The sequence below is a fragment of the Rhodococcus sp. KBW08 genome (assembly GCF_003852455.1).
Classification (GTDB): domain Bacteria; phylum Actinomycetota; class Actinomycetes; order Mycobacteriales; family Mycobacteriaceae; genus Rhodococcus_F; species Rhodococcus_F baikonurensis.
In genome coordinates, this window is the sequence record NZ_QAJJ01000018.1 from 662,070 (window position 1) to 680,687 (window position 18,618).

21 protein-coding genes are annotated in these 18,618 nt (G+C 63.7%); 15 read left to right on the forward strand and 6 right to left on the reverse strand.

The window, feature by feature from the left end; translation table 11 throughout:
• Positions 1-36 precede the first annotated feature (36 nt).
• Positions 37-708, forward strand: a complete 672-nt coding sequence (locus DBV08_RS26845; RefSeq protein ID WP_095969949.1) for a DUF1345 domain-containing protein — start codon at positions 37-39, stop codon at positions 706-708.
• Positions 709-729: 21 nt separating this feature from the next.
• On the opposite strand, the gene DBV08_RS26850 is transcribed toward DBV08_RS26845, so the two are convergent.
• Positions 730-1,359 (reverse strand): LysE family transporter, encoded by a 630-nt coding sequence (locus DBV08_RS26850; RefSeq protein ID WP_095969950.1) that lies wholly within the window; start codon positions 1,357-1,359, stop codon positions 730-732.
• A gap of 110 nt (positions 1,360-1,469) precedes the next feature.
• Here DBV08_RS26850 and DBV08_RS26855 point away from each other — a divergent pair, with 110 nt between their 5' ends.
• Together DBV08_RS26855 and DBV08_RS26860 are read left to right on the forward strand one after the other, a co-directional pair.
• Positions 1,470-2,126: a nitroreductase family protein gene (locus DBV08_RS26855; protein ID WP_124569410.1), complete on the forward strand. Its 657-nt coding sequence runs from the start codon at positions 1,470-1,472 to the stop codon at positions 2,124-2,126.
• Entirely contained in the window at positions 2,120-2,725 is a 606-nt protein-coding gene (locus DBV08_RS26860) for a dihydrofolate reductase family protein (RefSeq protein WP_124569411.1), read from the forward strand. Before DBV08_RS26855 ends, DBV08_RS26860 begins: the two co-directional genes overlap by 7 nt.
• On the opposite strand, the gene DBV08_RS26865 is transcribed toward DBV08_RS26860, so the two are convergent.
• Positions 2,722-3,525, reverse strand: coding sequence for a sulfite exporter TauE/SafE family protein (locus DBV08_RS26865; protein WP_260395773.1), 804 nt, complete (start codon positions 3,523-3,525; stop codon positions 2,722-2,724). The two genes, DBV08_RS26860 and DBV08_RS26865, sit on opposite strands and share 4 nt — an antisense overlap.
• Before the next feature lie 92 nt (positions 3,526-3,617).
• On the opposite strand from DBV08_RS26865, the gene DBV08_RS26870 reads away from it, so the two are divergent.
• On the forward strand, positions 3,618-4,421 hold the full coding sequence (locus DBV08_RS26870) for a helix-turn-helix domain-containing protein (protein ID WP_124569412.1): 804 nt from the start codon (positions 3,618-3,620) through the stop codon (positions 4,419-4,421).
• Here the strand turns inward: DBV08_RS26870 and DBV08_RS26875 are convergent.
• The 3 genes from DBV08_RS26875 to DBV08_RS26885 all read right to left on the reverse strand — a co-directional run bounded on the left by DBV08_RS26875 (position 4,399) and on the right by DBV08_RS26885 (position 9,529).
• Positions 4,399-4,848 carry a hypothetical protein gene (locus DBV08_RS26875; protein WP_124569413.1) on the reverse strand — a complete coding sequence of 150 codons (450 nt, stop codon included), beginning with the start codon at positions 4,846-4,848 and terminating at the stop codon, positions 4,399-4,401. The two genes, DBV08_RS26870 and DBV08_RS26875, sit on opposite strands and share 23 nt — an antisense overlap.
• A 46-nt stretch (positions 4,849-4,894) precedes the next feature.
• Positions 4,895-6,148, reverse strand: a complete 1,254-nt coding sequence (locus DBV08_RS26880) for a glycoside hydrolase family 1 protein (protein ID WP_124569448.1) — start codon at positions 6,146-6,148, stop codon at positions 4,895-4,897.
• Positions 6,149-6,274: 126 nt separating this feature from the next.
• Positions 6,275-9,529: an arabinosyltransferase domain-containing protein gene (locus DBV08_RS26885; RefSeq protein WP_124569449.1), complete on the reverse strand. Its 3,255-nt coding sequence runs from the start codon at positions 9,527-9,529 to the stop codon at positions 6,275-6,277.
• Between the two features lie 132 nt (positions 9,530-9,661).
• Between DBV08_RS26885 and DBV08_RS26890 the strand changes: the two genes are divergently transcribed.
• The 11 genes from DBV08_RS26890 (at position 9,662) to hisF (ending at position 18,000) form a co-directional block, all read left to right on the forward strand.
• Complete coding sequence (locus DBV08_RS26890; RefSeq protein ID WP_260395774.1) at positions 9,662-10,144, forward strand: hypothetical protein; 483 nt, start codon at positions 9,662-9,664, stop codon at positions 10,142-10,144.
• A 152-nt stretch (positions 10,145-10,296) separates the two neighbouring features.
• Positions 10,297-11,619 (forward strand): histidinol dehydrogenase, encoded by a 1,323-nt coding sequence (hisD, locus tag DBV08_RS26895; protein ID WP_095969958.1) that lies wholly within the window; start codon positions 10,297-10,299, stop codon positions 11,617-11,619.
• An 11-nt stretch (positions 11,620-11,630) separates the two neighbouring features.
• On the forward strand, positions 11,631-12,773 hold the full coding sequence (locus tag DBV08_RS26900; protein WP_124569450.1) for a histidinol-phosphate transaminase: 1,143 nt from the start codon (positions 11,631-11,633) through the stop codon (positions 12,771-12,773).
• Positions 12,770-13,384, forward strand: a complete 615-nt coding sequence (hisB, locus tag DBV08_RS26905) for an imidazoleglycerol-phosphate dehydratase HisB (protein ID WP_003942383.1) — start codon at positions 12,770-12,772, stop codon at positions 13,382-13,384. Before DBV08_RS26900 ends, hisB begins: the two co-directional genes overlap by 4 nt.
• On the forward strand, positions 13,381-13,530 hold the full coding sequence (locus tag DBV08_RS32440) for a hypothetical protein (RefSeq protein WP_007732248.1): 150 nt from the start codon (positions 13,381-13,383) through the stop codon (positions 13,528-13,530). Before hisB ends, DBV08_RS32440 begins: the two co-directional genes overlap by 4 nt.
• 89 nt (positions 13,531-13,619) lie before the next feature.
• Positions 13,620-14,753 carry an MFS transporter gene (locus DBV08_RS26910; RefSeq protein WP_124569451.1) on the forward strand — a complete coding sequence of 378 codons (1,134 nt, stop codon included), beginning with the start codon at positions 13,620-13,622 and terminating at the stop codon, positions 14,751-14,753.
• Entirely contained in the window at positions 14,750-15,385 is a 636-nt protein-coding gene (gene hisH / locus DBV08_RS26915; protein ID WP_003942389.1) for an imidazole glycerol phosphate synthase subunit HisH, read from the forward strand. Before DBV08_RS26910 ends, hisH begins: the two co-directional genes overlap by 4 nt.
• Positions 15,382-15,633 carry a hypothetical protein gene (locus DBV08_RS26920; RefSeq protein ID WP_095969963.1) on the forward strand — a complete coding sequence of 84 codons (252 nt, stop codon included), beginning with the start codon at positions 15,382-15,384 and terminating at the stop codon, positions 15,631-15,633. The genes hisH and DBV08_RS26920 overlap by 4 nt, the downstream gene beginning before the upstream one ends.
• Before the next feature lie 19 nt (positions 15,634-15,652).
• Positions 15,653-16,387: a bifunctional 1-(5-phosphoribosyl)-5-((5-phosphoribosylamino)methylideneamino)imidazole-4-carboxamide isomerase/phosphoribosylanthranilate isomerase PriA gene (gene priA, locus DBV08_RS26925; protein ID WP_003942371.1), complete on the forward strand. Its 735-nt coding sequence runs from the start codon at positions 15,653-15,655 to the stop codon at positions 16,385-16,387.
• 9 nt (positions 16,388-16,396) lie between these two features.
• Positions 16,397-17,230 carry an inositol monophosphatase family protein gene (locus DBV08_RS26930; RefSeq protein ID WP_095969964.1) on the forward strand — a complete coding sequence of 278 codons (834 nt, stop codon included), beginning with the start codon at positions 16,397-16,399 and terminating at the stop codon, positions 17,228-17,230.
• Positions 17,227-18,000: an imidazole glycerol phosphate synthase subunit HisF gene (gene hisF, locus DBV08_RS26935; RefSeq protein WP_095969965.1), complete on the forward strand. Its 774-nt coding sequence runs from the start codon at positions 17,227-17,229 to the stop codon at positions 17,998-18,000. The genes DBV08_RS26930 and hisF overlap by 4 nt, the downstream gene beginning before the upstream one ends.
• Here hisF and DBV08_RS26940 read toward each other — a convergent pair.
• Positions 17,997-18,614, reverse strand: coding sequence for a TetR/AcrR family transcriptional regulator (locus tag DBV08_RS26940; protein ID WP_172436537.1), 618 nt, complete (start codon positions 18,612-18,614; stop codon positions 17,997-17,999). The two genes, hisF and DBV08_RS26940, sit on opposite strands and share 4 nt — an antisense overlap.
• Between the last annotated feature and the right edge of the window lie 4 nt (positions 18,615-18,618).

The window sequence follows — 18,618 nt, forward strand, 5'->3', positions numbered from 1 at the left end:
CCACCGTCTCACTGCGAACGGTGGTTGACTGACCCCGTGAACGATCGATCGCACGACCTTCCGATCAAACCCGTTCCTCGCAGCGCGCTAGGTGCTGGCCCCGCACTGAGAGTGTCGACGGGACTGCTGCTCGGTGTCGCGGCAGGTGTCGTGATGGCATGGGTCGGCTACCCGCGGTTCGCGTTCCTGATCGGCTGGGATGTCGCGGCGACGGTGTTCACGGTGTGGACGTGGATTCTGGTCTGGCCCTTCGATGCGACGCTCACCGCGAGCCACGCAACGCGGGAAGAACCGGCGCGCAACGTCGCACACCTGCTGATTCTCGGCGCTGCCGTCGCGAGCCTGGTCGGTATCGCGTTCCTGCTCTTGGCGGCACCCGACGGACATCACTACCAAGTCGTGGCGGCATCGGTTGCTGTCGGCAGCGTCGTGATCTCGTGGCTGGCGGTCCACACGCTCTTCGCCCTCGGATATGCGCGGCTGTACTACTCCGGCCCTGACGGCGGAATCGACTTCAATCAGGAAGAACCGCCGAGATACAGCGATTTCGCGTACGTGGCGTACACGGTCGGGATGAGCTTCGCGATTTCCGACACCAACTTGAAGTCGTCGGACATGCGCGCGATGGCGCTCGGCCACGCACTGCTGTCGTACCTCTTCGGTTCGGTGATCGTGGCGTCCGTCGTCAACTTGATTGCAGGCCTGTGAGCGATCAAGCCGTGTGAGCGATCAAGCCGCTGCGCGTCCGATGCTCGAGAGGAAGCCGGCGGCTCCGAAGAACAGTCCGGCGAACACTCGATTGGTGGTTCGTTGCTGTTTGGGGGAGCGCATCAAGGTAAGTACCCGTGCGGCCAGCCCGGTGTATCCGGTCATCACGATCACGTCGACTGCGCACATCGTGGCGGCGATGATCAGATACTGCGGCAGCAGCGGTGCCGCAGGGTCCAGGAACTGTGGGAGCACTGCGAGCATGAAAACGACGGCCTTCGGGTTGCTCGCGTTCACGAGAAATGCGCGAAGCATCATCATCGGGCCGGAACTGCTCGCGGTTGCTTCGTCGGTCTCCACTTCGGTGGGCGCTGACCGCCACTGCCTGACTCCCAGATAGACGAGGTATGCGACACCGAACCACTTGATCAAGGAAAAGGCCACGGTCGAACTGGCGAGAATTGCACCGACCCCGGCCGCGACAATTCCGATCTGCAGCAACAATCCCAATTGCAACCCGAAGATGTTCCAGTAACCTCGCCGCAGGCCGTAGGCAAGCCCCGACGACATCGACGCAATGGCGCCGGCTCCCGGTGACAGGCTGATCACCCAACTTGCTCCGAAGAAGGCCAACCAGACGTGCCAACTCATGTCGAATGTCCTTTGATCGGGGAATACTCCCGACAACCAGCACGCACGGGATCAGAAAAGTGTAGACGGACTGTCCTGCTCACTGCTCGCTGCAGTGCAATGATCGGGAGATGACGCCGTACCCCGTACTCGACCTGACACCCGACGAATTACTGACCACGACGCGCACGGTTCGAAAGCGTCTGGATCTGACCCGTCCCGTGCCGTTGGATCTGGTGAAGGAGTGCCTCCAGATCGCCTTGCAAGCACCCTCCGGTTCGAATCGTCAGGGGTGGCAATGGATGGTGGTGACCGATCCGGCACTGCGAGCGGCTGTCGGGCAGATCTACAAGGAAGTCACCGACGAGTACCTCGCTTCTCATGGTTCGGCGGCAAAACTCTTCGCCGACGATCCCGATCGTGCGCCGATCCAACAGCGCGTAGGCACCAGCGTCGCGTGGCTCGGTGAGCACATGGGCGAGGTACCGGTTCTTCTCATTCCATGTATCAAGGCAGGAAAGACACTGCCGGAGGGAAATCAGGCAGGGTTGTGGGGGTCGCTCCTTCCCGCCGCGTGGAGTTACGCCCTGGCCGCGCGGGCACGTGGACTCGGTACGGCGTGGACGACATTGCACCTGCAGCGTGAAGCGGAAGTTGCCGAGCTGCTGGGCATTCCGGCCGGATTCCATCAAGCGGCATTGATTCCCACGGCGTACTTCACCGGAGAGACGTTCAAACCAGCCGCCCGCGAACCGGTCGACAATGTGCTGCACGTGGACCGATGGTGAGCCTGATCTACTCGGCGATCTGTTCGATCGACGGGTATGTGGCTGATGAGCAGGGGAACTTCGACTGGGCGGTTCCCGACGCGCAGGTCCATTCGTTCGTCAACGAGCTCGAGCGGGGAGTCGGCACGTACCTACTCGGGCGCAAGATGTACGAGACCATGATTCCCTGGGAAGCAATGGCACACGGGGGCCTTCACGGCTCTTCGGTGTCGGGAGGTTCTTCGGTTCCGGAAGAGTTTGCCGGAATCGAGGCGGCGACTGTCGAGTTCGCCGAAATCTGGGGCGGTATCGACAAAGTCGTGTACTCCACGACGCTGACCGAGGTGTCGACGGCGCGCACAACAATTGTCCGAGACTTCGACGCCGACGCCGTTCGTGCGCTCCAGAGTGAAGCGGTACAAGATATCTCGATCGGCGGTCCGACCGTTGCAGCATGTGCTTTCGCGGCGGGACTGGTCGACGAATGCAGGCTCTTCCTCTGCCCGGTGAGCGTCGGGGGCGGACTGCGCGCTCTCCCTGAAGGAAGGCTCGACCTGCGACTGCTCGAGGAGCAGACATTCGACGGCGGCGTGATCTATCTGCGGTACGCCGTGCGCTAAGCAATCACCATCACCGTCGTGACGACACAGAGTAGAGCGATATAGGCGCAGGCATGAACGCGGTCCGGGATGACGCCGACAAATCGTCGGCTCAGCGCAATCGCCGGTAGAGAGCCGGCGAGCAACGCACAGACCGCCAGAAGGTCGACGGCGCCGACTCTGCCCGCCGACAGATCCGAGGCCGTGATGCCCCCTGATGCGGCCGCGTACACCGCAGTCGCGACGACAGCGACAGGCAGGCTCAACGGGTTTGCGCTAGCGGCGGCGTCGGCCATCGGAACTCCGCCGCGTCGCATCATCGGAACCGTCATGACGCTGCCGCCTACGCCGAGGAAACTTGCGACGGCGCCGATTCCGATTCCGGCTGTGCGGAGACCGTGCGGGCCTCGATGGTCCCGAGGTACGTGAGGTGTCAGAAATCCTTGTCGCAGAAGACTGTCCAGGATCGTCACGACGAGGTAGAGCACGAACAGAATCCGGATGACGGCGTCGTCGACGTGGCCCGCCGCGACCGCTCCCAGGCCTGCTCCGACTGCGACGGGGCCGATCAGAGGCCGGATGTACTCCGTCCGAAGCCGTCCTGAGTTCCTGAATGCGACTGTGGCACTGAGTGAATTGACCACCATCACGGCCGCCGAGGATGCGACGGCGACATGCATCGGATCGACGACGTCCGGCCGAAGCGTGGATGCAGCGTAAACGACTGGGACGGTGACAAATCCGCCACCGAACCCGAAAAGAGCGGTGGTGACTCCGGTCAAGGCGCCGAAAGCGAGCAGGATGAGGGCGTAGTGAAGCACTTGATGAACGGTAGCGATTTCGCCGTTGGCGCACATTCGAAGGTTCGCCACGTTCCATTGTCAATCAGACACGGACTCGGTAGGTTCCTCCGGTGCGCAACATCTCGATCAACGACGTCGATCACTCACCTCGCAGTGTTCTCGCAATCGGAACCGACTACCCGCCCGGTCATGTGCTGGCCGCCCACGAACATCGACGAGCCCAGTTTCTCTTCGCTGTGAACGGTGCGATGAACGTCGAAACCGAAGACGGTGAGTGGACGGTTCTGCCGTCCAATGCGGTCATGATTCCCGCCGGTGTCGCTCATGCGGTGACGATGGACGGCGTCAGCACGCGAAGCCTCTACATCGAACCGTCCGCGGCGCCGTGGTTCCCGGTCAGGTGTCGAGTCGTCGCGGTGTCGTCGCTTCTGCGTGAGCTCCTGGTCGCTGCAGTCGACATGGACGTCGAGTTGAACGTGGCGGACGACTTCCCCGCCCACGGGCGCGGCGCCGCGGTATTTCAGCTGATCCTGCACGAACTTCGTGATCTTGCGCCCCTGCCGGTGGAACTCCCGCTGCCGCGGCACCCGGGATTGCGGGCGTTGTGCACGAGGTATCTCACAGGTCCGTCGATTCACGACTCACCCACGCGGTGGGCCGAGCAACTCCATATCAGTGAACGAACACTGCACCGCTTGCTGATCTCGGAAACGGGGATCAGCGCGTCGTCGTGGATGCAGCGCGCCTGCATTCTTCATGCGCTTCCGAAACTCTCTGCCGGTGCCAGTGTGACAGCCGTTGCGTCTGAACTCGGATACTCGACGCCGGCCGCCTTCACCGCGATGTGCACCCGAGTCTCGGGTGCACCGCCCAGTAGCTATCGGGCGCGCGTCACGACACAGACACCGGAATGATGTCGGCGACGACGTCGTGGATGAGACCGTCACGGACTTCGAAGGTTTCACGAATCTCCACGGTCATCAGGCGCGTGCCACCGATTCCCGCGTCCAGCAGGTAGGTGGTCGAGACGATGTCCCCGGCTTCCGACATCTCGAGGTCGCGAACACCCTGGATGACGCGGTATTGGATGCCGTTTTCGAGGTCTGCGGACATCTGTGGTCCCGAGAAGCCGGTCTTGATTCCGGCTTCGACGCGCGTCGCATCCGGGGCGAAGTGGACATCGGAGACGTCATGGGAGACCAGGGCGTCGATGTAGGCACGTGCCTGCGCCTCGCGGGGTGAATCAGCCGGGTTGGGGGCTGCGGTCGCAGCGCCCCCGGCGAGCAGGATCAGGGCAGCGGTGGCAGCGGCAGTTCCGGCGATATTTCGCAGTGTTCGCATGAGGCATCCTAACGACGGAGAGGGCAGGAAATTCGGAAAACGGCCTTCATCGAGTAGCCGTACAGCTGCGGGGAGGATCGACGAGCGAGCAGAAAGCCGGAGCCATGACGGGCACGTAGTCGGCGCCGACGCCGTTGTCGTGAATGATTCGGCGGTAGGTGTCGACGCCGTCGGTCGGGATTCGAACCGCAGTGGGATCGCCGAGAACATCGACCGTGTAGAGCCCGAATCGAGGTCGGTAAGAACCCCATTCGTAGTTGTCGGTAATCGACCAGTAGTTGTAGCCGATCACGTCGGCGCCGTCTTCTCGGGCGCGTTCCATCCAATAGATGTGATCGCGTAGGTGATTCGAGCGTGTGTATCCGTCGGCGCGCGGCGCTCCGTTGTCAGTGGGCATGCCGTTCTCGACGATGTAGAGGGGGAGTTCTGGATACTTGCCGGAGTACCGCATCAATGCGTCGTACAGGCCTTCGGGTTGTGGCGTGACGTTGTAGAACTCGTCGAGTGCGGCGTACGCGGCAGTCGGATTGTTCAGGGCCACACCGTAGTAGTAGTCGATCCCGAGAAAGTCGAGCTTGTCGCGTACCCGATCCGTGAATACCGAATCGATCGCCTCGGACACGCCGGGAATGAAGGAGAAATTACTGCTCACGCGAGCACCGGGATCGAGAACATGGATGCGGTCGTAGATCGCCCGGTGGACTCGGACCAATGAGTCGAACATCGACGGCGCCTGGGTGAGTGCGATTCCGCCGTAGGTCAATTCACGCTGAACGTACACGGTCGGCTCGTTGATCGTGATCCACAGCGCCCCGATTCCGGAGTACCGCTCGACTACCTTCTCTGCGTTGACCAGCCAATCGGCTTCCGTCTTCGGATTTGTCCAGCCGCCTTGATCGACAACCCATCCCGGATACACCCAGTGGTCGAGCGTGATCATCGGAGTCATGCCCCGCGCGCGGATGTGAGCCACCACGTCGTCGTAGTACGCGAATTCGGTCTCGTTCCAGCTCCCGGCGGCGGGCTGAACTCGCGCCCACTCGACGCCGAATCGGAAAACCTTCGATCCCAGATCGGCCGCCCGGTCGATGTCCTCGGCGTAGCGATGGCGAAAGTCGACCGAGTCACCGATCTTGTCGTGGGTTCGTCCGGAATCGGAGTATCGAGACCAGTTGCTGTCCGGTGACGAACCTTCCGATTGGAATCCGGAGGTGGCAACACCCCAGAGGAAGTCATCCGGTGCCTCCGCCGAGGCGCGAGCGGGAAGGGCCAGCGCCCCGAACAGACACGTCAGTGCCATCAGCGCAGGCGCAATAGACCGTGACAGGGCTCCCATGCCTGGGAGACTAAGTCATACAAGTGTCCAGTCGCAGGCGTTTCGTCCGATCCGCCTGCCACTGGACCGCGTCACTCAGTCACCTGCCGCTCAGAAAACCATGGTCATCGATCCGGGGTTCCACGTCCCGGAGCGCTGAACGGTCGCTTCGTCGACCTGGGCAGGCACGGCACTCGGATCGATCGGTGTGTACTTCTCGATCGACCCCCAGTCGCGAGCCCAGTCGTTGTCGAGATACGACGGAATGGTCTGAGCGCTCAGAAGCAGGTCGATCCACCCCAACGGTCCGCCGCCGTAGTGGTCCTGCCATGCGCTGGTCACGAGTGCGCCGGAATGGTCGGGAAGGATCCGGTACTCGGGGACCTCGGCAATTCCGACCCGATGGTCGAAGGGGCGTTGGCACGGGAATGCCAGTCCGACAGCCCAATCCAGCATGACGGGCGCCTGCGAACCGACGACGTCGTTGAGCTTCTGGGTCTTCGGAACCCGTGGCGGCGTAACGGCCACCCATTGGTCGGCCTTGCTGTCGTAGTCGCTGACCACAAGTCGAATGCTGTTGGCTTCGACGGGAATCTGGTCCAGCGGCACTCTCAGGTTCCGCCATGACGGTGCCGGCCCGATGTCGAGGGGTGCGATCTTTCCGAGTGTTTCCACAGCGTCTGTTTCGGCATCGTCGACCCCGCGCGCTGTGCCGTACTCGACCTCGACGTTCTGGCCGTAGGTGACGATCCCGTCCTTGTCGACGGATCGAACACGACCCGCCGTGGCAATCGAGATGATGTCTCCGCGTGTGGCGTTCTCACCCACGTCGGGGAGTTGGTACCAGTCACTGGTCAGAGTGCCCGGGGAGGGCTGACCGTAGCTACCCATGACGGGTGTCGTCGCCGGGTCGAGGCCGAACGGCAACGCGACCGAACTGCCGTTGACGCCGGTCTGTCCGGCGCCACCGCCGGTTCCGGCCGAGTTGCCGGCGGTGTCCTCGGCCGTGTCGACGGTGTTCGCGCCACCGGTAGCGGTGGCCTCCTTGTCGGCTCGAAGGTCGGAGGCCACGCCATTGGGATCGAATCCCGTCGCCCCACCGGCGGAGAGAGCTGTGGCCACGTTGCCGGAGAGAGGGGTCAGCATCGACGAGTTCGGATCGGTCTCGATCAGGACGTCGTTGGCGAGTCCGCAATGTTGGCCGAGAACGGCGTCGACGTTCGCGCGGCCCACCGAATATGCCGGGTACTGGGTGATCGCGCCCTTGGCCATGGACAGCACCTCGAAGAGGACCATCGCGCCCGCGGCGATGGTCAGCGGCGAGATGGCAAGCAGTCGAGCGTGCCTCGCGGACAGTTCCTTTCCGGCGGTGTACGGCTCACGGAAGAAGTACCACGCAGCGACGCCGAGCATCAGCACGGTCAGCCCGAGGAGGACGGTGCTCGCGCCGAGTCCGCTGATCGACACCGGCTTGTCCCACCACGGAACGCTGTAACTGGACACGTAGTAATAGCTGTTGCTGCCGGTGAATGCGACCGCCAGGAGGAACAGGACGGCTGCCGCGAAGAGGGCCCGATTGCGCGGCGAGCGCAGGAGTTTCGTTCCCACGGCGACGGCCGTCATCATCGCCAGAACTGCAGTGAGCCCGGCAAAGATCCCGAAGTGGTGCGTCCACTTGGTCGGCGAGAACATCAGCAGTGGCAGCGCGCCGATCGTCAGCCCCACGACGCGGCGTGACGGACCGGCGGCCAAACCGGGGATCCGGCCCCCCTTGCGCAGCATCATCGCGGTGCAGACGCCAAGGCACAGAACCATGACGAACACACCGAACCTGCGGGTCAGGGAACCGTCGACGGAGATGTTGAAGAGGTACTGATAGCGGAGATACTCGTCGAACCAGGGTTGATTCGGTGAGATCGAGTGGACACGCTGCATCTCGATGACGGCGGCCAGACTCTGATCACCGAACGCGGGGATGAGGATCGACAGTCCGGCAGCCAGCAGTGGCCCGACAGCCGCGACGTAACCGGTGGTGCGGGCACGTTCGATGATGATGCGCATGATCGGGCGTATTCCGGCGATGAGAGCGGCGAAACAGATGAGTCCGGAAGGGCCGGCAGTCAAGGTGAATCCGGCGATCAATATCGCGATTGCGACCGGTAGAAGTCGTCTCGTCGCGACCGCGCGTTCGATCGAGCACCACGTCAGCAGGACACCGAGAGCAACGATCGGTTCGGGGCGCAGTCCGTTGTTGAACGGAAGCCAGAATGCGAGGAAGACGAGCGCGCCGGTCCAGAGGGCGAGTCGATTTCCGCGAATGGCGGCGCCCAGCCGAGGCGCAACCTCTCGGCTGATGACGAGCCAGGTGATGATGCCCGCCAACAGAGCGGGCAGGCGGACCCACGGGCTTGCGGTGCTGACGTGTGCCAGGAGTCCGAGAATGTTGTAGTACGGCGTTCCGAACGGGGTTTCGGGAACCGCGAACCACCGGAAGTAGTTGGACATATAGCCCGATTGCTCCGAGGCCCTGGCCATCGTGAACTGGTAGCCGTCATCGGTGGTGGTAGCGCCGATGAAGTGCCAGAGCACCAGAGTTCCGACGACGACACCGTCGAGGACGGTGAACTTCCACCATCGAGCGGGCAGAAATTTGCGTGTTCCCCGGCCGTCGCGGTTGTCGAGGCGGTGCAGCGCGAAGAGGGACACGACCGCCGTGAGTGCCCCGAGAATCATGGCGAGGGTCTTGATCACCGACGGGCTCGACGTGAAGCGAGAGTCCGCCTCGATCGAGACGTTCAAACCGGCTGCCGCCGAATCGAGGTCGCTGAAGACACCGACCACCTGTGGCCGGCTGTCGCCCTCGATGACGCGCGGTTCGGAACCAGTGGCGCTGAAGGTGGTTCGAGTCGGCTCGGCGACGAGCGTGAGCGCGCAGCCAGTCTGCAGATCAGCGACGGGTGCCGAGAGCAACACTTGATCGCGCAGGACCGCCTCGACCCGAGCGGGGGCGTCGGCGGACTCGGGGGAGACCGTCGCGACGAATCCGTATCGCCGGGCGTCTGCGGCACCTGGGGGAGCAGTCGAGACGAGTGTTCCGCCGCCGGCGGTCAACTCGTTGATCGACGCGCACGGAATGGATGCCTCCATACGAAGCGGCGTGTACGAGACCAATGGTGCTTCGACGCTTGTCGTCGATCCGGCCTGCGGCCAGTTGACGGTGGCGGTATCCTGCTCGATCGGCAGGAACGGCACTGATCCGCACAAAATGATGCCGAGGATCGATGCGACAATCGCAACGATCCGTGCTCGGTTCGGTCCGCTGGATCGCTGAGGGGTCGGCAAGGCCGGAGGTGCGGTCGTGGCCACGTCACTGTCTGTCACGACTTTGGACCCTAGCTGTGCGTGACGTGTTTGTTATAAAAGCGCGAGTAATGGGATGGTCGTGTTCCCGGTGCCGTTCCACTGCCCGGGGTTGTCGGCGATCGAGGCGGGGGTGCGGTGCACGAGGTTCACGAGTCCATTCCGCTGAGCCCACTACTGCGGCGATCGACGGCTGCATTGTGCGTCGTCCTCGGAATTGTCATGGTGATTGTCTGTGGGTTCGCGGCGATCGTGGAACGCGACCCGGCGGGCTACGTCGGCGCCGTGTTGTCCGCGATCCTTTCCTTCGGGTTGGCCGCGTACATGTGGAAGGTGTGCGTGATCATCACCACAGACGCCGAACGAGTGACAATCGCACTGTCTCCGGGATTGCGTCAGGTTTTTCGGTGGGACGAGGTTGTGTCGGCAACTGCGGTCCATATCGGGATGGGCTCCGGAATCGGCTATCGGATGACCGGCCCAGGTATGCGGGTAATTCTCGCCTCACCCGGCGACGGGGTCCGCTTTCGTCTCCACGACGGCCGCGAAATCTCGGTGGCGACCGACCGAAGGGACGAGCTGATCGAACTTGCCCGGCGGCGAGCGCCGGACCTGCAGTGAGCGTCGCTGGTGGACCGGTGAAAAATTGGGTGCGCCTATCCTGGATAATTGACGTCAGTTCCGTGTTTCGGACCCGTTGATCGGGCCCGAAATGCCGGACCGGTTTGCTGCCGCTTGCACAGGCACCCCGTTTGCGTACGAGAGGAACTCTCATGCTTGCCCGCACCGACCTGCGTGGTCGTACCCCATCCACGGCCGAACTTCGCGCCGCGCTTCCCCGAGGTGGAGTGGATGTGGACGCGGTGCTGCATCAGGTTCGCCCGATGGTCGAAGCCGTTCGTGATCGTGGGGCCGAAGCCGCGCTCGAGTTCGGCGAGAAGTTCGACGGCGTTCGTCCGTCCTCGGTCCGGGTTCCAGCGGCGGAGCTCGAGCGCGCACTTCGTGAACTCGACCCGGCCGTCAAGGAAGCCCTCGAGGTTGCGATCGAGCGCACCCGCAAGGTGCACGCCGATCAGCGTCGCAAGGACACCGTCACCGAGGTGGTCCCGGGTGGCACGGTCACCGAGCGTTGGGTTCCCGTCGAGCGCGTCGGGCTGTACGTCCCCGGTGGCAACGCTGTGTACCCGTCGAGTGTTGTCATGAACGTCGTGCCGGCTCAGACGGCCGGCGTCGGATCGCTCGTAGTCGCCTCGCCTCCGCAAGCCGAGTTCGGCGGATTGCCGCACCCCACGATCCTTGCCGCCGCAGCCATGCTCGGTGTCGACGAGGTGTGGGCCGTCGGCGGCGGACAGGGCGTTGCCTTGCTGACGTACGGCGGAACCGACACCGACGGAACCGAACTTGTACCGGTCGACCTCATCACCGGCCCCGGCAACATCTACGTCACTGCGGCCAAGCGTCTGTGCCGCGGACTGGTTGGCATCGATGCGGAGGCCGGTCCCACCGAGATCGCGATCCTCGCCGACCACACCGCTGACCCGGTTCACGTTGCCGCCGACCTCATCAGTCAGGCCGAGCACGACGTGATGGCCGCCAGCGTCCTCGTCACGACCAGCGTCGAATTGGCCGACGCCGTCGATGCGGCTCTGGCCGCGCAGCTCGAGATCACCAAGCACCGCGAGCGCGTCACCACGGCGCTGACCGGCAGCCAGTCGGGCACCGTGCTGGTCTCCGATGTTTCCGCTGGTCTGCGCGTCGTCAACGCTTATGCGGCCGAGCACCTCGAGATTCAGACCGAGGACGCAACCGGTGTCGCAGCTCAGGTCACCAGCGCTGGTGCCGTGTTCGTCGGCCCATGGGCGCCGGTCAGCCTCGGCGACTACTGCGCCGGCTCCAACCATGTTCTGCCGACGGCCGGGTGTGCACGTCACTCCTCCGGTCTGAGCGTGCAGACCTTCTTGCGTGGGATCCACGTGATCGACTACTCCGAGTCGGCTCTGAAAGACGTTGCCGGACACGTCATCACGCTCGCCAATGCGGAGGACCTGCCCGCTCACGGCGAGGCTGTGCGTCTGCGATTCGAGGCCTTGCGATGAGTAGCGCTGCGATGAGCAGTGTTCCCGGAGGATCGATTTCGGTCGACGCCCTTCCGATTCGCGAGAACCTGCGTGGAAAGTCGGCGTACGGCGCCCCGCAGTTGACGGTTCCGGTTCAGCTCAACACGAACGAGAACCCGCATCCGCCGACGCAGGCGCTCATCGACGATGTTGCCGAATCCGTGCGCGAAGCCGCGAAGGAACTGCACCGCTATCCAGACCGTGACGCTGTGGCGTTGCGGACGGATCTGGCTGCGTACCTGTCGAAGCAGACCGGGGTGCCGGTCACCGTCGACAATCTCTGGGCGGCAAACGGATCGAACGAAATTCTGCAGCAGTTGTTGCAGGCGTTCGCAGGTCCGGGGCGCAGCGCGATGGGTTTTGTGCCCTCGTACTCGATGCACCCGATCATCGCCGACGGTACCGATACCGAGTGGGTCGAGGTCTTCCGTCGGGACGATTTCGCACTCGACGTGGATGCTGCCGTCACAGTGATCGAGGAGCGTCGACCGGACGTCGTGTTCGTGACCAGCCCCAACAACCCGACCGGACACAGCGTCGGTATTGCGGAACTGCGACGCATTCTCGACGTGGCGCCGGGCATCGTGATCGTCGACGAGGCGTACGCGGAGTTCTCCGCTGCCCCCAGCGCGATGACGCTGATCGACGAGTTCCCGGCCAAGCTGGTTGTCACCCGCACCATGAGCAAGGCGTTCGCGTTTGCCGGTGGCCGACTCGGCTACCTCGCCGCTGCCCCCGCGTTCATCGACGCACTGTTGTTGGTGCGCTTGCCGTATCACCTCTCGGTGGTCACGCAAGCTGCGGCACGTGCCGCACTGCGTCACGCCGACGAGACCCTCGGCAGTGTCCATGCCTTGTCTGCCGAGCGTGATCGGGTGTCGAAGGCACTGGCGGACAACGGTTTCCGAGTGATTCCCAGTGACGCGAACTTCATCTTGTTCGGTCAGTTCGCCGACAGTGCACAGGCGTGGAAGGAATACCTCGATCGCGGGGTTCTCATCCGCGACATCGGCATCCCCGGATACCTGCGGGCCACAGTGGGACTCGAAGCCGAGAACGACGCGTTCATCAAGGCCAGTGACGAAATCGCAGGCACCCAGCTGGTCGACACGAATTCAGGAGAGACGGCATGAGCGATCGCATCGCGCGGATCGAACGAACAACTCGGGAATCAAGCATCGTCGTCGAACTGAATCTGGACGGGACCGGCATCGTCGACGTCTCCACCGGCGTTCCGTTCTTCGACCACATGCTCAACGCCTTGGGTACCCACGCCAGCTTCGATCTCGATGTCAAGGCGAAGGGTGACGTCGAGATCGACGCTCACCACACCGTCGAGGACACCGCGATCGTTTTCGGCCAGGCACTCGGCCAGGCACTCGGCGACAAGAAGGGCATCCGCCGTTTCGGCGACGCTTTCATACCGATGGACGAAACGTTGGCGCACGCGTCGGTCGACGTCTCCGGTCGCCCGTACTGCGTGCACACCGGTGAGCCCGACTACATGGTGCATTCCGTTATCGGCGGGTACCCGGGCGTTCCGTATCACGCGGTGATCAACCGCCACGTGTTCGAGTCGATCGCATTGAATGCACGTATCGCACTGCACGTTCGGGTTCTGTACGGCCGCGATCAGCACCACATCACCGAGGCCGAGTACAAGGCCGTTGCGCGTGCTTTGCGTGAGGCGGTCGAGCCGGATCCGCGCGTGAGCGGCGTGCCGTCGACGAAGGGAACACTGTGAGCGTCCTCTTCACCTATCTGCTGTTCATCGGTGCGGGAATTGCCGTCGGCGGCGCTTACTCGATGTTCAAGGTCAACAAGCTGGCGTCGGGAATCCTTCTGGCGTTGGCGGTTCTGGCGGCGGTAGCGGGCGCACTGCGTCTGTGACGCGAAAGGTTACTGCGTCTGTGACGCGAAAAGTTACGGCGTCTGTGACGGGGAAAGAGGCGGGGTCGGGGTTGCTTCGTACTCCGGGCATGGTCGGTGTCCTGATCATGGCAGCAGCAGCTTTCGGCGGCTGGTCGTTGCTGTTGCCGGTGGTGCCGTTGCTGGTTGCGCAATCCGGCGGATCGGATGCGCTTGCCGGGTCGGTGACCGGTGTCTTCATGGCGGCCACGGTCGTGACGCAACTGCTCGTGCCTCGGCTGTTGCGGACGCAGGGCTACCGGCGCGTGTTGGCGGTCGGATGTCTGCTCCTCGGTCCACCGTCGTTGGTGCTGTTGAGCTCGGCCGACGCCGGCCCTGTCCTGGCGGTTTCCGCGGTGCGAGGTATCGGTTTCGGCATGCTGACGGTGGCCGGCAGCGCACTGGTGGCGGAGTTGGCGCCCAAGCGAATTCTGGGCCGTGCCACCGGCGCTCAGGGAATTGCGATCGCTGCGTCACAAATGGCGGGGCTTCCGCTGGGGCTTGCGATCATGGAACGGTGGTCGGCGACACCGGTGTTCGTCCTCGGTGCGCTGATCCCGGCGCTCGCGCTGGTGGCCATTGCCGGGTTGCCGAAGATTTTCGCCCAGCCGACCGGGGAATCCGCCCGGTTGAGTGTGTTCGCCGTCCTGGTTCCGGTGCTCGCTCTGGCGTGCGTGTCCGCGTCGTTCGGCGGATTGTCGTCGTTGCTGCCGATCGCCATTTCGAAGCGCGCGGCTGTTGCAGGTGTGGTGTTGGCGACTGCCAGTGGGTCGATGTTGGTCGGTCGATTCTCGGCGGGGCTGATCGCCGATCGTGTCGGCAGTGGCCGAACTCTCGCGCCGGCGCTGGCGTCGTCGACCATCGGATTGGTGCTCTTCGCTGTCAACGTCGACGGCGGTTCGACACTGGTCTTGTTCTGCGCGGCGGTCCTTTTCGGGCTCGGGTTCGGTGCAGTGCAGAACGAGTCCTTGGTCATGGCTTTCCAGGCTGCCGGCCCGAGGCAACTCGGATCCGCGAGCGCGATCTGGAACATCGGCTATGACGCCGGCACCGGGATCGGTGCACTGGCTCTGGGATTCGTGGCCACGACTGCCGGCTATGCGTGGGTGTTCGCGGTCTCCGCGGTCGTTGTCGCTCTACTCCCGGCACTGGCCGCAGGCGGCAAAGTGATCGGCAGCAGGGTTGCCGATAGAGTTGGGGCATGAGCGCTTCCACGATTGCTGTACTCGATTACGGCTCCGGCAACCTGCATTCCGCTACTCGCGCACTGGCGCGCACCGGGGCGCAGGTGGAGGTGACCAACGATATGAAGGTTGCACTGGCGGCAGACGGTCTCGTGGTACCCGGTGTCGGCGCGTTCGCGGCCTGCATGGAAGGTCTGCGCGCAGTCCAGGGTGACCGCATCATCGGCAGACGCTTGGCCGGTGGCCGGCCCGTGCTGGGCATCTGCGTCGGCATGCAGATTCTGTTCGATCGGGGAGTCGAATTCGGTGTCGAGGCGGAGGGCTGCGGCGAATGGCCTGGCACCGTCGAGAGGCTGCAAGCTGAAGTTCTCCCGCACATGGGCTGGAACACCGTGGAGGCTCCGGAGTCCAGCACCTTGTTCAAAGGCATCGACGCCGACACCCGCTTCTACTTCGTCCACTCCTACGGTGTGCAGAGCTGGGAACTCGCGCCGTCCGAGCACATCGCACCTCCGAAGCTGACGTGGGCAGATCACGGCGGAAAGTTCCTCGCTGCCGTGGAGAACGGAGCGTTGTCCGCGACGCAGTTCCACCCCGAGAAATCCGGCGACGCAGGCGCCGAGTTGCTGAGCAACTGGGTGCAGAGTTTGTGACCGGGAGTTCCGGCCCGAACCGCGGCGACGACTTTTCCCTCGCTCGTCTGGCGTTGTTCTCGCTCGGCGCCGCTGTTGCTGCGTTGGCGGTCGCCACCGTCGTCATCGTCGTGCTCGAACCCTCTCCGGGTGTCGGTCTCGCGATCGGTCTCGTGGGGGTCGTCGCTGCGATCGCGGCAATGGGCGTCGTATCCAAGCGGATGACCCGAAAAGCGTTCGGTGACCCGGAAGACGGTTCGAGGTCCTGACCTACTAGGGTTACCGCACGTGAGCCTGGTCCTTTTGCCTGCTGTAGATGTCGTCAACGGTGAAGCTGTTCGCCTCGTGCAAGGAGAGGCGGGAAGTGAGACCGGTTACGGGTCGCCCCGCGATGCTGCTCTTGCGTGGCAGAACGACGGCGCCGAATGGGTGCATCTGGTCGACCTCGACGCCGCTTTCGGGCGTGGGTCCAACAGCGAACTGCTGGCCGGCGTCATCGGTGACCTGACGGTCAAGGTGGAACTCTCGGGAGGAATCCGCGACGACGCTTCACTGGAAGCCGCACTGGCCACCGGCTGTGCTCGCGTGAATCTCGGTACCGCAGCTATCGAAGATCCCGAGTGGTGTGCGCGTGCATTGGCCAAGTACGGCGACAAGATCGCCGTCGGCCTCGACGTTCGTCTCGTCGACGGCCAGTACCGCACCCGTGGTCGCGGCTGGGTCACCGACGGCGGCGATCTGTGGGAGACCCTCGCGCGTCTGGATCGCGACGGCTGCACCCGTTACGTCGTCACCGACGTCTCCAAAGACGGCACCCTCACCGGTCCCAACCTCGAACTTCTCAGTCAGGTCTGCGCAGTCACCGACGCGCACGTCGTGGCCTCTGGTGGTGTGTCGACCATCGAGGATCTGCTCGCCATTTCCAGCCTGGTGGATCAGGGTGTCGAAGGCGCGATCGTGGGCAAGGCGCTCTATGCCGGACGCTTCACACTCCCCGAAGCACTGGCAGCAGTTTCCGGATAGATTTTCCAGATGACTCCGACGCGTGACCTCGACGAACTTCTCGCGATTGCGAGTCGGCTTCTCGACGGCGTCCACGATCAGTTCGTCTCCGGTGTCGGTGCCCCGAGCGCGGTCCGCAAGGGTTGGGGCGATTTTGCCACCGAGGTCGATCTCGCGCTCGAGAAGCGGTTGACCGCGGAGTTGTTCGAGCAGACCGGCATCGAGGTGCACGGCGAGGAATTCGGTGGCCCCGACGTCGGTTCGGGACTTGTCTGGGTTCTCGACCCCGTCGACGGAACTTTCAACTATTCGGCCGGATTGCCTACTGCCGGAACGTTGTTGGCGCTTCTCGACGACGGTGTCCCGGTGCTCGGATTGACCTGGCTGCCATTGATCGGTCACACGTACGCGACTCGTGCCGGCGGTCCGTTGCTGGTCAACGGAATCGCCGTACCTCCGCTGGAGCCAACCGATCTGGCGTCGTCGATCGTCGGCTTGGGCGCGCTCAACGTCAACAGTCGCGGCCGGATCCCCGGCAGTTTCCGGCTCGACCTCCTCGCCGAGATCAGCAAGGTGTCCTCACGGATCCGGATACACGGCTCCACCGGAGTCGACCTGGCGTTTACCGCTGCGGGCATCCTGGGCGGTGCGATCGTCTACGGCCGCAATGCGTGGGACAACGCAGCCGGTGTCGCGCTCGTTCGCGGAGCGGGCGGGGTGGTCACCGATCTGGCCGGCAACCCGTGGACCGTAGAATCGGAGTCGGTGCTCGCCGCCGCCCCGGGCATCCACGGTGAGATTCTCGATATCCTCAACGCGCTCGGTGATCCGCGCGCTTCGTCCTCAGGAGGACCACAGTCATGACCCTCGCAGTTCGCGTGATTCCGTGCCTCGACGTCGACGCCGGACGAGTGGTCAAGGGTGTCAATTTCGAGAATCTTCGCGACGCCGGAGATCCCGTGGAACTCGCGGCGGCGTACGACGCTCAGGGTGCTGACGAACTGACCTTCCTGGACGTCACCGCGTCCACGTCGGATCGTGGCACGATGCTCGACGTCGTAAGTCGTACTGCCGAGCAGGTTTTCATTCCTCTGACTGTCGGCGGTGGAGTGCGCACGGTGGCGGACGTCGATCGTCTGCTGCGTGCCGGTGCCGACAAGGTCAGCGTCAACACCGCGGCAATCGCGCGCCCGGAGCTACTCAAGGAACTGAGTGAGCGTTTCGGCTCGCAGTGCATCGTCCTCTCGGTCGACGCCCGCACCGTTCCACAGGGGCAGCCGGACACACCGTCAGGGTGGGAGGTCACCACTCACGGAGGCAAGCGCGGGACGGGTATCGACGCGGTCGAGTGGGCCGAGCGTGGCGCGGAGTTGGGAGTGGGGGAGATCCTGCTCAACTCGATGGATGCCGACGGCACCAAGGCCGGCTTCGACCTTCTGATGATCCGTGCTGTCCGGGCGGCGGTCCACGTACCGGTGATCGCCAGTGGCGGTGCCGGCCTGGTCGAACACTTCGCTCCTGCCGTGGAAGCGGGCGCGGATGCAGTTCTGGCAGCGAGTGTCTTCCACTTCGGCGATTTGAGCATCCCGCAGGTCAAGGATGCGATGCGCGCCGAGGGAATCGTCGTTCGCTAGGCGTTCTCGGCGCGGATTCCGTCGAACATGAGGCGACTGATGGCCTGGTTCAGTGCTGCGCAGTCGACGGACGAATCGGCTCGCAATCCTTGAATTGCACTTGCCAGCATCATGCCGTTGACGGCCTGCGCGGTGTTGTCGACGTCGAGGTCGGCGCGTAGATAGCCGCATTCGACTCCGTGATGCAGATACGCCGCGGTCAACGATGCCGACTGATCGAGAAGATCGAGCATCCTGCCTGTGAGATCGGCGTCGACGCCGGTCGTCTCGAAGAGGAGAACCCGCGGAATACGCGGGTCGTCGAAGAAGATGCGGGGGAGTGCTTCGGCGATGCGACCGACCTGCGCGCGGTACTCGTCCAACGTGTTTGCTGCGTCAGGGGCATTCTCGACGGCGAGTGCGCTGATTATTTTTGCGATCAGATCGTCGATGACGTGGTCGATGATGTCGCGCTTGTTCTCGAAGTATCGGTAGAACGTGCCGTGACCGATTCCGAGAGTTGTTGCGATATCGGCAATTCCGGTCGCGTGGTAGCCGCGTTTCGCGAAGCACTCGAATGATGCGTCGATGATCTCGCGGCGCAGTTCCGCCTTTTTTCGTTCTGCTCTGGTCATGGCC